The 14,091-nt window shown below is 70.4% G+C and carries 12 protein-coding genes and 1 tRNA gene; 6 read left to right on the forward strand and 7 right to left on the reverse strand.

Features of this window, described 5'->3' with window-relative positions; all coding sequences use genetic code 11:
- Positions 1 to 21: 21 nt before the first annotated feature.
- The 5 genes from KBZ13_RS08915 to KBZ13_RS08935 form a co-directional block, all read right to left on the reverse strand.
- Positions 22 to 1,014, reverse strand: coding sequence for a Gfo/Idh/MocA family protein (locus KBZ13_RS08915; RefSeq protein WP_255008355.1), 993 nt, complete (start codon positions 1,012 to 1,014; stop codon positions 22 to 24).
- A gap of 56 nt (positions 1,015 to 1,070) precedes the next feature.
- Positions 1,071 to 2,390: a hemolysin family protein gene (locus tag KBZ13_RS08920; protein WP_255008357.1), complete on the reverse strand. Its 1,320-nt coding sequence runs from the start codon at positions 2,388 to 2,390 to the stop codon at positions 1,071 to 1,073.
- A 100-nt stretch (positions 2,391 to 2,490) separates the two neighbouring features.
- Entirely contained in the window at positions 2,491 to 3,525 is a 1,035-nt protein-coding gene (locus KBZ13_RS08925; RefSeq protein ID WP_255008359.1) for an esterase-like activity of phytase family protein, read from the reverse strand.
- 55 nt (positions 3,526 to 3,580) lie between these two features.
- Positions 3,581 to 3,653 (reverse strand) — tRNA-Ile (locus KBZ13_RS08930).
- Between the two features lie 10 nt (positions 3,654 to 3,663).
- Positions 3,664 to 4,254, reverse strand: coding sequence for an Occludin/ELL family protein (locus KBZ13_RS08935; RefSeq protein WP_255008362.1), 591 nt, complete (start codon positions 4,252 to 4,254; stop codon positions 3,664 to 3,666).
- 69 nt (positions 4,255 to 4,323) lie between these two features.
- On the opposite strand from KBZ13_RS08935, the gene pyrE reads away from it, so the two are divergent.
- Positions 4,324 to 4,920, forward strand: a complete 597-nt coding sequence (gene pyrE, locus KBZ13_RS08940; RefSeq protein WP_255008363.1) for an orotate phosphoribosyltransferase — start codon at positions 4,324 to 4,326, stop codon at positions 4,918 to 4,920.
- On the forward strand, positions 4,917 to 5,894 hold the full coding sequence (locus KBZ13_RS08945) for a folate-binding protein (protein ID WP_255008364.1): 978 nt from the start codon (positions 4,917 to 4,919) through the stop codon (positions 5,892 to 5,894). The genes pyrE and KBZ13_RS08945 overlap by 4 nt, the downstream gene beginning before the upstream one ends.
- A gap of 21 nt (positions 5,895 to 5,915) precedes the next feature.
- Here KBZ13_RS08945 and KBZ13_RS08950 read toward each other — a convergent pair whose 3' ends face one another.
- A complete protein-coding gene (locus KBZ13_RS08950; protein WP_255008366.1) occupies positions 5,916 to 7,391 on the reverse strand; it encodes a TM0106 family RecB-like putative nuclease in 1,476 nt (491 codons plus the stop codon).
- 102 nt (positions 7,392 to 7,493) lie between these two features.
- Here KBZ13_RS08950 and KBZ13_RS08955 point away from each other — a divergent pair, with 102 nt between their 5' ends.
- Both KBZ13_RS08955 and rdgB read left to right on the forward strand, forming a co-directional pair.
- The gene (locus KBZ13_RS08955) at positions 7,494 to 8,945 is read left to right on the forward strand and encodes a phosphoglucomutase/phosphomannomutase family protein (protein ID WP_255008368.1); all 1,452 of its coding nucleotides are present in this window, start codon (positions 7,494 to 7,496) and stop codon (positions 8,943 to 8,945) included.
- Positions 8,942 to 9,580: an RdgB/HAM1 family non-canonical purine NTP pyrophosphatase gene (gene rdgB, locus KBZ13_RS08960; RefSeq protein ID WP_255008370.1), complete on the forward strand. Its 639-nt coding sequence runs from the start codon at positions 8,942 to 8,944 to the stop codon at positions 9,578 to 9,580. The genes KBZ13_RS08955 and rdgB overlap by 4 nt, the downstream gene beginning before the upstream one ends.
- A gap of 5 nt (positions 9,581 to 9,585) precedes the next feature.
- Here the strand turns inward: rdgB and KBZ13_RS15645 are convergent, their stop codons facing one another.
- Entirely contained in the window at positions 9,586 to 11,271 is a 1,686-nt protein-coding gene (locus KBZ13_RS15645; protein WP_315859616.1) for a mechanosensitive ion channel family protein, read from the reverse strand.
- Between the two features lie 83 nt (positions 11,272 to 11,354).
- Here KBZ13_RS15645 and KBZ13_RS08970 point away from each other — a divergent pair, with 83 nt between their 5' ends.
- On the forward strand, positions 11,355 to 12,386 hold the full coding sequence (locus KBZ13_RS08970; protein WP_255008372.1) for an HAD family hydrolase: 1,032 nt from the start codon (positions 11,355 to 11,357) through the stop codon (positions 12,384 to 12,386).
- A gap of 190 nt (positions 12,387 to 12,576) precedes the next feature.
- Complete coding sequence (locus tag KBZ13_RS08975) at positions 12,577 to 14,085, forward strand: arylsulfatase (RefSeq protein WP_255008374.1); 1,509 nt, start codon at positions 12,577 to 12,579, stop codon at positions 14,083 to 14,085.
- Positions 14,086 to 14,091: the final 6 nt, after the last annotated feature.

Below are 14,091 nucleotides of genomic sequence, written 5' to 3' on the forward strand. Positions count from 1 at the left end.
GGCGCCCCCAGCCCGGCGGCCTCAGATCGGGTGCTTCAGGGCCATGCACTGGGCGGGGTGCTCCACCGCCTGCTCGATCAGGTCGGCCAGCTGCAGGGCTCTCGAGGCCTGCAGCCCGTCCACCGCCGGGGTTTCGCGGCCACGGACGCACTGGAGGAAGTGCTCGAGTTCGGCGTAGAGGGGCTCGATCGAGGTGGTGATCACCTCTTCGATGAAGCCATCATTGCGGTAGAGGAGCTCGCCGTGGTCGGCGGAGATCGACTGGCGGGCCCGGCGGTGGATGCGCAGGCTGCGGTTGAGGAAATCCGTTTCCACCAGGCTGTCGCGGCAGTGCGCGCTGAGGCTGCGGATCTTGCGGTGGGCCATCTTGCTGGCGGTGAGGCTCGCCACCACTCCGTTGGCGAAACCCAGGGTGGCGTTGACGTAATCGATCGGCCCCTCGGCGCTGCAGCCGCCGGCGGCCGCCAGGCGCACCACAGGGGCCCCGGCCAGCTCCAACACCAGATCGATGTCGTGGATCATCAGGTCGAGCACCACCGACACATCGTTCGCCCGGTCGGGGTTGGGGCTGTGGCGGCGGGCCTCCAGCACCACCACATCCTCATTGGCCACCACCTTGAGCAACTCGCGGAAGGCGGGGTTGAAGCGCTCGATGTGGCCCACCTGCAGCAGCCGGCCAGCGGATTCGGCGGCTTGGATCAACTCGGCGGCCTCCTCCTGGCTGGCGGCGATCGGCTTTTCGATCAGCACATGCACTCCAGCCTTGAGGCAAGCCATGCCCACCCCGTGGTGCAGGAGGGTCGGCACGGCGATGCAGACCGCCTCCACCTGGCCGAGCAGCTCATGGTAATCGGCCACCCAGCGGCAATCGAACTGCTCCACCGCCAGCTGACCCCGTTCGGCGTCGGGGTCGGCCACCGCCACCAGCTCGGCGTCGCGCAGCAGGCTGAGCACCCGGGCATGGTGCCAGCCCATGTTGCCGATACCGATGACGCCCACTTTCACCGGGGTCATGGCATCGGTCATTGCGTCACTGTCCACCGGACACCCATTGGGGGAATTATCAACGATCAGCTTCCCTCCCGTACCGATCGTTCACTGGAGCGGTCCTGAGGGCGCTCATCGGGGCCGTCGTTGCTGGGGCGCCGGACGATCTGCACCCGGTCGATGCGGGGGCCATCCATGGCCATGATCTCAAAACCGTGGCCCTGCCAGCGCAGGCTTTCGCCGGCGGCGGGAATGTGCTGCAGGCACTCGAGCAGGAAGCCCGCCAGGGTGTGGTGGCCATCGGCCTCGGGCAGGTGCAGCCCCAGCTGACGGTTGAGTTCGAAGATCTCCAGGTCACCCGCCACCAGCCAGGTGTCGTCCTGGAGTTGCTGCAGATCGTTCTGGTCCGCTTGTGGGTCTTCCTCCTCCCCCACGATCTCGCTGGTGAGGTCGGCCACGGTCACAAGACCCTCCGTGCCGCCATGCTCATCAACCACCACCAGCAGGGGCTGGCCGCCGCGGATCACCGGCAGCAGCTCCGCCAGGGGGGTGATCTCCTGCACCCGCAGCACCGGTGTGACGTAGGGGGCCAGGGGGGTGTCGCCCTGGAGTTCGCCCCGGGCCATCGGTTCCGCCAGGCGGCGCAGATCCAGCAGGCCACGCACATCGTCGAGGGACTGGCCGATCACCGGAAAGCGGGCGTGGTGGGTGGCATGGACTACCTCCATCATCTGGGCAAAGCGCACCCCGATCGGCAGGGTGACCATGCCGGAGCGGGGCACCATCACTTCACGCACCGGGGTGTCCCGCAGGGAGAAAAGTCCTTCGAGGATGTTGCGCTCATCCGGCATCAAGCCGGTGACGCTGTTCGATTCGATCAGCGTCTCCAGCTCGCCCGCTGAGAGCACCGGCACCAGCTGGTCCCAGTTGCGCGGTAGCCCCAGCAGGTGCAGCAGCCCGTCGCCGAGGCGCTCCAGCACGCTCAGCAGCGGTGCCAGGGTGCGGGTGGTGGATTCCAGCAGGGGGGCCAGGAGCAGGGCCGAGGATTCCGGCCGGTGCAGCACCCAGGCCTTGGGCAACAGCCCCCCCACCAGGGTCGCCAGCACCACCAGCACCACGAACACCAGCAGATCGATCCAGGGCCGGGTGACGGTGGGATCCAGCCGCACCGCCACACCGCGGCCGGCCCAACCCAGGGCCACCAGGGCAAGGGCCGCGCCCAGCTGGGTGGCCACCAGGGCCCGGCGCAAGCGCTTCTGCAGCCGTGCCACCGCCTCCGCCCCGGGGCGGCCGTCGGCCTGCAACAGCTTCACCCTGCTGGGCCGCAGACGGATCAGGGCGAATTCCCCGGCGGCGAAGAAGGCCAGCAGCACCAGAAGACCGGCCAGGGCGAGGTAGCGCATGGGCAACAGCAGGAGCCCGATGAACGGGCGATTCAGGCGAATCCGGTCGACGCGACCCTAGGGACCCAGAAGGAACCTTGCCCGGGGCGCTGGTCGCCGCTCAGCCGGGGCAGGCCGCCGTGCGCCGCGGCCGCAGCACCCCCAGCAGGGAGCGCTGGGCGGGGTTGAAGTTGTCATCGGTGACCAGAAGCAGGGGCGGACCCTCCCCCCGGGCCGCCGCGATCGGCTCCCCAGGGCGAACCGCCCCGGCGGGCCCCACCGCCAGGGCCTCCCAGTTTTCCGGAGCCAGGCCGGTGGCGATCAGGTCCCAACTGATCAGGGGCTCAAGGGCTGGGGCGTCCGCGGCTGGATCAACTCCCGCTGCCGTTGATGGTTCGGGAAGGGGATAGAGGGCCAGCAGGGCTCCCCAACCATCCGGGGGCAGGTAGCTGCGCCAGAGCCCCAGCAGCTGCCGCTGGCGGGGCAGGGCGAGCAGTTCGGTGAGGCCCCAGACACCGGGCTGCTTTGGCCTCGCCAGCGGGGGCAGGGCGATGAACGCCCCGGGGCCCTGGAGCGAGGGCGAGAAGCGCAGCAACCGCACCCGGTCAGGGGGGTCCTGGCGCAGGTGGGCTTCGGCGGCCAGCAGCAGATCGCCGGTGGCGGTGCCGCTCGCACCGGGCAGCCAGGTGAGGGCCTCCGGGCCGCGGTTGGATTCCAGCCCCTGCCCCGGCCGGCTCTGCCAGGGCTCCGGCAGCTCCACCGCCCGCTGCAGCAGGCCCGTGGCGGAATCGAAACGCAGCAATTGAGCCGGCCGTTCGGCGCTGCGGCGGCCCTCACTGGAGATCCAGAGTTCTCCGGGGGCACGCGCCAGACCCTCCCCATCGATCCGAGCAGGTAAGGGCGCGTAGGGGCTGCCCGAGAGGGCCAGGGGATCGCTCGCCAGGACAGGTGCTTGGCGAAGCCCCCCCGGATCAAGCGCCACCAGCTGCCCCCGGGGCGCGTCACTGAGCAGCCACAACAGGCCGGTGAGCTGATCAAAGCTGACGGCCGAGAAGCCCCCCAGGGGACGGCCATCGGCCGCTTGCCGGGGGAGGTCGAGCTGGGCCTGCAGATGCCAGCCCGCCTCCAGAGGGCAGGGCAGCGGCAGCTCGATCACGGATGGGCCCCGACGGGGGAACGCATGCCGAGTACGCCCATTCGAGCCGAGGGGATGGGGGTCCCGGGGATCGAACCCGGCTTAGGCGAATTATGAGTTCGCTGCATTCACCAGATTGCTAGACCCCCCGCTGCGGTCTCACCAGAGACCGCGAACGGGCGTGTAGGTGGTGAGCGGCTGACGCGGGACGGGGAAGGACTGCACCGACATCCCGCAGCCCGCCTGAGACAGACCGGAGCAGAAGCCGTTACCCACGTCGGCGGTGCGCCAGGGGATCGGGCTGCTCTGCTCCTCCAGCAAGGCCTGGTAGGTGTTGTCGAGCGCCGAGCCATCCCAGACGATCGTCTGATCGGGGAAACCGAAGGCAACGATCTTGCCGCCATCCCGGCCAGGGGCAGAGATTCCGAGCACATCGGTGATCTGGCCGGTCAGGCTCACGCCCCGGGCGAAGGGTGCGGTGTAGCTGTAGAAGCGGCGCTCCACCAGCTCAGAGGTGGTCTGCACCACGCCGCAGCGGGTGACCTCGACGGTGGAGGCGGGGAAGGCTCCGCTGACCCCGCGCCCCGGCAGCGGCGCTTCGATCGTGGTGTTGCAGATCACTGGGCCGGCCTGGGCCGCAGGCGGGCTCAGCAGCGCCGCGGCCACCAGCGCAGGACCGAGGCCCAGCAGGGCGCTCCAAAAGAGACCGCCAGTGGGGCTCAGGCGGGGATGACGGGGCGCGCGGGCCATGGAGACACTCCTGGATCTAGGCGCAAACTAGACAACTTGGCCGCGCTGTGCCAGGTCCTGTTACCGCCCATGGCTTCTTCGACCGCCCGAACCCTGCCCACCACCCCCCCCGAACGACGCGCCGCCCTGCTGGCGTTGCTGGCCCGCCGGGCCTATCGCCACGGCCAGTTCACCCTCGCCTCCGGCCGCAGCAGCCACCACTACGTGAACTGCAAACCGGTGAGCCTCAGTGGTTTTGGCCTCGCCCTGCTCTCCGCCGAACTGCTGGAGCGGGTGGAGCCGGAGGCGGTGGCGGTGGCGGGGCTGACCCTCGGGGCCGACCCCCTGGTGAGCGGCGTCGCCCAGGCCGCTGCCCTCTCGGGCCGAGCGCTGGATGCCCTGATCGTGCGCAAGGAGGCCAAGGGCCACGGCACCGGCGCCTGGCTGGAGGGGCCCTTGCCCGAAGCCGGCAGCCGCCTCACGGTGCTCGAAGATGTGGTCACCAGCGGCGGCTCCTCCCTCAAGGCGGTTCGTCAGCTTCGAGATGCCGGCTACCGGGTGGAGCGGGTGGTGACGATCGTCGATCGCCAGGAGGGCGGCGAGGCGGCCATGGCCGCCGAAGGGCTGGAACTGGTGAGCCTTTTTCTGCTCGAGGAGGTGGCCGCCACGGCCGCCCAACAACCGTGAGCGCCACCACCTCCCCCTGGGCCTGGCAGCCCGCCCGGCCCAGCCGCCTGGTGGAGTCCGTCAGCCTGATACGCCTGGAGGGCCCAGATAGCCTGCGGGTGCTGCACGGCCAGACGAGCCAGGCGATCGAGGGGGCCCGGGCCGGCCAGCTGCTGGCCACCTGCATCATCGGTCCCACCGCCCGCCTGCGGGGCCTGGCGGAGGTGCTGGTGGACAGGGGCGGGGCATGGTTGGTGGTGACGGCCGGGGAGGGGGCCCTGGTGCACCAGGCCCTCGATCGGGTGCTGTTCCCCGCTGACCAGGTGACGCTGGGGGCGGTGGAAACGGCCACGCTGATCACTCCCCTGGGGCCAGCGCCGGCCGATCCCCTGCCCGCCGCGGCCCCGGGCCACTGGGAACCACTGGGCGATGAGGGTCCGCAGGGCTGGCTGCTGGGGAAGCGGTTGCTCTGGAGAGACGGCCCCGCGCTGCCGGCCCCCTGGGGGGCCCTCTCAGAGCTCGACCCCGTTGAACAGGAGCTGTGGCGGCTGCGCCAGGGCTTCCCCGCCGCCCCCGGTGAACTGAATGACGACACCAACCCCTTCGAGCTGGGGCTGGCCGATCGGGTCAGCCTCAGCAAGGGTTGCTACGTGGGCCAGGAGACCCTGGCCAAACTGAGCACCTACGACGGCGTCAAGCAACAGCTCCGTCGCTTCGTCTCTGCCCCGGGAGCCCCGAGAGCCGCCCTGGCAGCGGGCAGCGTCCTGGTCACGGCGGCGGGGGAGCGGGCCGGCAAGGTCAGCTCCTGCCTGGAGCTCACGGCCAGCTCAGCCGGAACGCGCCAGGTGGTCGGCCTGGCTCTGGTGCGCCGTCAGGCCCTGGCCGAACCGGTGCTCTGGGCGGGTGGAGCGGCGGGCACGGGCTGGGCCCTGGAGCTCTCGTTGCCCGAGGCCTTCGTGGCTCCGCCGCTGGGGGCCGGCCGGCCGAAGCTCTGAGCAGCGCCCGGCGCAGCACCGTCAGCTCCTGCTGTCCTGCTCCAGCAACCACTGGGCCACACGCCAGGTGGCCAGGCCGTCGTCGTGGTTGTAGCGGAAGATCCGGCGCAGCAGGTGATGGCTGCCCCGGGGGGCGCTGGCCGTTCCCGAGCGCCATTGCCGCCACCAGAGCAGGCAGCGGGCCCCATCCACCCCCTTCTGACTCCACTGGAACCCAAGCCAGCCGGCCACCGCCTTGAGCCCATAGCTGTTCACCGGCAGCAGCCAATGGCGCTTCAGCCGCTGGTGCAGATCCAGGCAGCGGGCCCGCAGGGCCTCCAGCTCGGCGTCCGTGGCGCCCTGGCGCTGGGCCAGGCGCACCAGGGCCAGCGATTCGGTCTCGCCGTAATGGAGCACCGGCCAGCCGGGGTAGCGCGCCAGCAGGCGCTGGAGGCGCAGCCAGAGGCGCGCCTCGCCGTGTTCGTAGAGCGCCATCAGCGGGTGGTAGGGGGCGGCGTCGGCATCACCCCAGCCATCCGATCCCCGCTCCAGGCGCAGAAAGCCGTGCAGAAAATCATCGCGGGCATCGGGATCCGATTCGATGTCGTAGATCAGCACCCCCGGCGCCGACTCCAGCTCCGGCAGGGCGGGACCGGCCCCCAGGCGCTGCGGCACCCCCGAGCGCTGCACCCGGGCCTGGGCGACCAGCTGGGCCGCCACCTCCCGGTGCTGTTCCCCGTGCACCTCAAGGGCGTCCGCCAGCTGCTCGGGATCGGCCGCCGCCAGGTCGGCGAGCCTCGGCAGCCCCAGCTCGATCAGCAGCTCCCGGCGCTTGGCGCCGATGCCGCTCACCTCGCTGAGGTGCCCCTCCGCCGCCGCCTCGCGCCCGCAGAAGCCCCGCCAACTGCAGAGGGTGCATTTCTTGCGGTCGGTGGTCAGCGGCGGCATGGGCCCGGCGCCGAGCTCCTCGCCCATGCGCAGCAGCTGCCCGTCCAGCTGGCGCTCCAGGGCTGGGGTCAGGGCCAGCCGTTCCTGCTCCAGCGCGCCACCGGAAACCGCGACCACCAGAGCGTGGTCCACGGGACCCTGCTGGGTGCGGGCCAGAAGCCGGCCCGAGAAACTCATCGCGAGCCGATGCTCGCGGGTGAGGCGGCGGCCCTGGCGGGCGAGCACGGGCCGGTAGGCCCAGCCCCCCCAGCGGCTGTGCCCCTCCACCCGCTGCAGCAGGGGCGGATGGGCCTCCAGCTCCAGACCCCCGGGTCCGGGGCCGCGCAGGCGCAGGCCCACCACCGCCTCGGCCCCCTCCGCGCAGGCCCCTGGGCCATGGCGGGGGCGCCTGGGCACCAGGGCCGCAAAGCTGCGGTACTGATCCTCCAGTTGCAGGCTGCGGTGGGCCGTCCAGAGCCGCTCGGAGGCCTCCCCGTGCAGGTCAAGCCAGGCGCGGCGACGGCAACGCAACCAACTACGCAACAGACGATCGGTGATCGGTAACCGATCGTTCGGCGTAGTTGGCCCCATCGGGGCACGCTACGGCGGCCGGTGGCCTGCCACCAGGCCGGCACGACGACGCCCCCAAGTGCCGCCTCCGGCTGCTACGGCTAGGCCAGCGCGTCCGCACCGATGGCCTCTGCCCCCCTGCCCCTGGTTCCCAGCCCGATCGCCTTCGGCACCGATGGCTGGCGGGGCATCCTCGGGGTGGACATCACCATCGAACGCCTGCTGAGCGTGGCCGCCGCCGCCGCCCGGGAGCTGGAGCATTCCGCCCCCGAAGGTCTGCGCAGCCGCGAGGTGGTGATCGGCTACGACCGTCGCTTCATGGCGCCGGAGTTCGCCGCCGCCATCGCCGCGGCCGTGCGCGGCGCCGATCTGGAACCCGTGCTCACCGACACCCCGGTGCCCACCCCCGCCTGCAGCTGGGCGGTGGTGGAACGCGCCGCCCTCGGGGCGCTCGTGATCACCGCCAGCCACAACCCGCCCGAATGGCTCGGGCTGAAGATCAAGGGCCACTTCGGCGGCTCGGTGGAGGGCGACTTCACCGCCCGGGTGGAGCGGCGTCTGGCGGCGGGGGGGATCACGGTGCCGATCGAGGGCGACACCCCCCTGATCGATGGTTGGGGCGGCTACCTCGATGGCCTGCGCCGCCAGGTGGACACCGCCGCCCTGGCCTCAGGCCTGGCTGAATTGGGCCTGAAGGTGATCGTCGATCCGATGCACGGCTCAGCCGCCGGCGGCCTCGGAGCCCTGCTGGGCGAGGGGATCAGCGAGATCCGCTCAGCGCGGGATCCCCTGTTCGGCGGCCACCCCCCCGAACCCCTGGCCCCCTACCTCAACGAGCTGATCGCCCGGGTGAACGCCAGCACCGCCGCCGGCCAACCGGCAGTGGGGATCGTCTTCGATGGCGATGGCGACCGCATCGCCGCCATCGACGAACACGGCCGCTACTGCAGCACCCAACTGCTGATGCCGCTGCTGATCGACCACCTGGCCGGGGCCAGGGGCCTTCCGGGAAAGGTGATCAAGACCGTGAGCGGCTCGGATCTGATGGCGGCCGTGGCCGAAGACCTGGGTCGCGAGGTGATCGAGAAGCCCGTGGGCTTCAAGTACATCGCCAGCGAAATGCTCGCCGGCGAGGTGCTGATCGGCGGCGAGGAGTCCGGTGGGGTGGGCTTCGGCCTCCATCTGCCCGAGCGCGATGCCCTGCTCGTGGCCCTGCTGCTGCTGGAGGCCCTGGTGGAGGGCGGCCTGCCCCTGGGGGCCCGCCTCAATGCCCTCCAACAACGTTGCGGAGGCGCCAGCGCCTACGACCGCCTCGACCTGCGCCTCAAGGACATGGCCAGCCGAGCGCGGCTGGAGCGGCAGCTGGCGGAAGCGCCCCCCGCTGAGGTGGCCGGCGCCCCCGTGCGCGAGGTGATCCGCACCGATGGCGTCAAGTTGCGGCTCGGGCCGAGCCACTGGCTGATGCTGCGCTTCTCCGGCACCGAACCGCTGCTGCGGCTCTACTGCGAAGCGCCCAGCGAGGAGCGGGTGGCCCAGGTGCTGGCCTGGGCGCGCGCCCTGGCGGAGCAGGCGTGAGCGCCGTCCACGGGTTCGAGGGCGGCCCCAGGGTGCTGGTGATCGCCAGCGGCAACGCCGGCAAGCTGCGGGAGTTCACGGCCCTGCTCTCCGGCCTCAACCTGGAACTGCTGCCCCAGCCGGCGGGCCTGGAGGTGGAGGAAACCGGCGACAGCTTCGCCGCCAATGCCCGGCTCAAGGCCGAAGCGGTGGCCCGGGCCACGGGCCACTGGGCCCTGGCCGACGACTCCGGCCTCAGCGTGGGGGCCCTCGGCGGCGCACCCGGCCTCCACTCGGCCCGCTACGCCGCCAGCGACTCCGAGCGCATCGCACGTCTGCTGCGGGAGCTGGACGCCGCCGGCAGCCCCGAAACTCCTGCCGACCGCAGGGCCCAGTTCACGGCCGCCCTGGCGCTGGCGGACCCCAGCGGCCAGACGGTGCTGGAGGTGGAGGGGATCTGTCCGGGGGAGATCCTCGAGGCGCCCAGAGGCGTGGGCGGCTTCGGCTACGACCCGATCTTCTGGGTTCCCGAGGCGGCCCAGACCTTCGCCGAGATGGACCCGGAGCTCAAACGGCGCCTGGGCCACCGCGGCCGGGCCCTCGAAGCGCTCCTGCCCCGGCTGCGGCCCCTCCTGGACGGATCGCCGCTGGGCTGAACCGCTCAGCCGGGGGGCGCCTCGCCGAAGGGCTGGGCAGGCCAGGGGGGCACGGTGCTGCCGTTGCCGTTGCGCATGGCGTGGTAGCCGGGGGAGAGGATTTCCACGCCAGCGGCCGCAAACTGGTCCTGGATCGCGCCGAGCAGATCGGAGAGGCTGCGGCGGTAGGTCTCCACATCGGCTACGTAGGCGTTGAGCTCGTAGCTGATGTGGAAGTCGTTAAGGGAGGTCTGCAGCACAAAGGGGGGAACCTCCTGGCTGATGCCGGCGGTGGCGGCGGCGGCGGCGAGCATCAACTGGTGCACCTGGCGCCAGGGCACGTCGTAGCCGATGGTGACCGTGGTGGCGATCACCACAGGCTCATCGATCTCCCGCCGGGCCAGGCTGTAGTTGACGATCGAGGCACCGAGCACGGTGGCGTTGGGGATGCTCACCACTTCGTTACGGGGGGTGCGCAGGCGGGTCACCAGCAGGGCGCTGTCGTGAACGATGCCGACGGTACCGTTGATGCTGACCCGGTCCCCCTCCTGGTAGGCGCGGGTGTAGGTGAGCATCAGCCCGCCGATCAGGTTGGCGGCCACGGCGCTGGAGCCCAGGGCCGCCAGCACCCCCACGAACAAGCCCGCCCCCTGGAAGGCCTTGCTGTTGGCACCAGGGATGTAGGGGTAGGCCAGCACCGCCCCCAACAACAGGATGCCGATCCCCACCAGCCGGGCCGTGGGCCGCGCCCACTCGGGATAGAACCAGCGCAGGCGCAGGTTCCCCAGCTCCACCGCCTTGAACCAGGCGTTGCTGGCGCGCATCAACAGCACACTGAGCCCCAGGATCACCGCCACGGAGATCAGGTCGGGAATGGCCCGAACCAACGAAGCGAAACCGCCCACCACCAGGGCCCTGATCTGGCCGGTCAGGGTCTGGGAGAGGGCCTGGGTGGGCGGGAAGAGCCCCAGGAACAGGGGGATCGAGAGGTAACTGACCAGCAGCAGCACGGCGCCATGGACGATCCGGCGCAGGGGGTCGAGCAGGCCGCGGAGCTGGTCGGCGGTGAGCCATTGATTGCCGCCCACGTGAAGCCCCTGAAGGCGACGGTTCGCCGGATCAGCGATCCAGCGCTTGAGCCTCCGGTTGAGAGCGATCTGACCCCGCAGCCAGAGGATGTAAAGCCCCAGGGCCAGCAGGGCCAGGGCCGTGCCCCGGATCCAGTCCTGGCGGCGGTGGGTGCGGCGGTAGCGCTCGATCGCCCCCCGAATCTGCCCCAGATAACGCTCGGCAAGCTGCTGGCGGCTGAGGCCGAAACGGGCCGCGTTGCGATCGTCGACCGCGATCTGGGGATCGAACTCCCCGTTTCGCAGCAGGCCGATGCTGGTGTACGGGGGATCCTCGCGGATCACGAGCTGCGCCGGATCGACGCTGTAGTCGGCGGCCAGGGCCGCCAGCCGGCGGTTGCCCCGACGGGCCATTTCCACCGGGGTCTGGACCCCGACCGCAGCACGGATCTCCAGCACCCGCCGCCCCTCGAGCTCGACAAAGCCCGCCGGCGGCCCCACCGCCGCCGCCGGATTCCCGGGGGCGGCCCCTCCCAGAGCTGTCGGCAGCGCCGCCACCACCGCCACCGCCAGGGCCGCAGCCAGCAGCGCAGCCAGGAGCTGGCGCAGTCTTCGCCCCCAACCAAAGCGACGGGAGTGGCTCACGCGGGCGCGACGAAGGGTTGCACGGAACCTATCTTCTCGAGGCCCCCCAGGCTCGTCTGCCCTTGGGCATCGTTTCTCTTCCCATGCGCGGCAACCTGGGGATCAGGGCGTTGTTCATGGCCGTCCTGCTCCTGCTCACCATGGGCCCGCCCGTCTCCGCCGCCCCCTCCCCCGCGGGGGGCGACCCCCTGCCCTCCTGGCGGGAGGGCCCGGTCAAACGCCGGCTGCTGGCCTTCGTGGCCGCCGTCAGCACCCAAGGCAGCCGCGACTACGTGCCAGCGGCGGAGCGCCTGGCGGTGTTCGACAACGACGGCACCCTCTGGGGCGAGCAGCCGATGTATGTGCAGCTCGCCTTCGCCCTCGATCGGGCCCGAACGCTTGTGGCCCAGCGGCCGGAGCTGGCGGCCAACCCCGTGGTCGCCGCGGCGGCGGCCGGCGATGTCAAGGCGGTGATGGCCCAGGGCACCCAGGGGTTGCTGGAGCTGGTGGCCCTCACCCATGGCGGGATGAGCACGGAGACCTTCGCCCGGATCGTGCGCGACTGGTTCCGCAGCGCCTGCCATCCTGGCCTTCACCGGCCCTACAGCAGCCTCACCTTCGCGCCGATGGGTGAACTGTTGGAGCTGCTGCGCTCGCGGGGGTTCCTCACCGTGATCGTGTCCGGCGGCGGCAGCGATTTCCTGCGGGTGGTCACCGAGGAGCTCTACGGCGTGCCACCGGAGCAGGTGATCGGCTCCACCGTGCGCACCACCTATGCCGTCGAGGGGAGCGTGCCGGTGCTGCTGCGGCACCCCGAGGTGGCCTTCATCGATGACGGGGCCGGCAAGCCGGTGGGCATCCACACCGCCCTGGGCCGGCGGCCGATCGCCGCCTTCGGCAACTCCGACGGTGATTTCGAGATGCTCGAGTGGACCACCGCCGGCCCGGGCGCCCGCCTGGGCCTGATCCTTCACCACGACGACGCCGAACGGGAGTTCGCCTACGACCGGAACTCCCCCTTCGGCCGACTGGATCGGGCCCTGGCCGCGGCCCCGCAGCGGGGCTGGACGGTGGTGAGCATGCGCAACGACTGGGAGCGGGTGTACCGGCTCAGCGCGAGCCCCTGCTCCCCGTGAGGGTGGCGCTGGGCAAGAAGGCGCGCAGGCGGTTGCCTGAAAAAATCATGAATTGTTGACCGCTCCTTAACCGATCACTGGCAGAGTCCAACGGCGCACACCCCCTGACCCGCTCCCCTTGGTCCGCAGCGGCTTCAGACTGCGCTTGCCGCCATCAGCCCCAGGCTCAGCCCTCCACACACCTGATCCCATGCCCAACGGACAGCCCAACATCCTCATCCTCTGGGGCGATGACATCGGCCAGAGCAACCTCAGCTGCTACAGCGATGGCCTGATGGGCTATCAGACCCCCAACATCGACCGCGTCGCCAAGGAGGGCGGCCGCTTCATCCATTACTACGCCGAGCAGAGCTGCACCGCCGGCCGCGCCGCCTTCATCACCGGTCAGAGCGTGTTCCGCACCGGCCTCAGCAAGGTGGGCCTGCCCGGCGCCCCGGTGGGTTTCCAGGCCGAGGATCCCACCATCGCCGAGCTGCTGAAGCCGCTGGGCTACCGCACGGGGCAGTTCGGCAAGAACCACTTCGGCGACCGCGACGAGCATCTGCCCACGATGCACGGCTTCGATGAGTTCTTCGGCAATCTGTACCACCTCAATGCCGAGGAAGAACCCGAACTGCGCGACTACCCCAAAGAAGACGATCCTGAGTTCCCGAACTTCCGCAAGCGCTTCGCCCCGCGCGGCGTGTTGCACTGCTGGGCCAACGGTGACGGCACCCAGCGGATCGAGAACACCGGCCCACTCACCAAGAAGCGGATGGAAACCGCCGACGACGAGTTCATCGTCGAAGCCAAGCGCTTCATCCGCGATGCGGTGGCCTCGGGCGAGCCCTTCTTCGTGTGGTTCAACACCACCCACATGCACTTCCGCACCCACGCTCGGCCCCAGGATGTGGGCCAGTCAGGGCGTTGGCAGTCGGAATACCACGACGTGATGATCTATCACGACAACTGCATTGGCCAGATGCTGGATCTGGTCGATGAGCTGGGCATCGCCGATGACACGATCGTGATGTACAGCACCGACAACGGCCCGCACATGAACAGCTGGCCCGATGCCGGCATGACGCCTTTCCGTAACGAGAAGAACTCCAACTGGGAGGGGGCCTATCGGGTGCCCGCGCTGGTGCGCTGGCCGGGCCAGATCGAACCCGGCACCCTGTTCACGGGCGTCGTCAGCCACCTCGACTGGCTGCCCACGCTGCTGGCCGCCGCCGGCGAGCCCGAGATCAAGCAGAAACTCCTCGATGGCCATCAGGTGGGAAGCAAGAACTTCCACATCCACCTCGATGGCTACAACATGCTCGATTACTGGACGGGCAAGGCAGGCAAGAGCCCGCGGGTGGAGTTCTTCTACTTCTCCGACGACGGCGACCTCACCGGCCTGCGCTACGACAACTGGAAGTTCGTGTTCGCCGAGCAGCGCGTGACCGGCACGCTTCAGGTGTGGGCCGAGCCCTTCACCGTCCTGCGGCTGCCGAAGATCTTTAACCTGCTCACCGATCCCTACGAACGGGCCGACATCACCTCCAACACCTACTGGGACTGGATGCTCGACCATGCCTTCATGCTGGTGCCGGCCCAGGCCTTCGTGGCTGAATTCCTGTCTTCCTTCCAGGCGTATCCACCCCGCCAGAAGGCTGCCAGCTTCACGGTGGGCGATGTGCTGGAGAAGATGATCTCCGCCGGGGGCGCGAGCTGAGCTCCC

Source organism: Cyanobium sp. ATX 6F1, from assembly GCF_024346315.1.
Lineage (GTDB): Bacteria > Cyanobacteriota > Cyanobacteriia > PCC-6307 > Cyanobiaceae > ATX-6F1.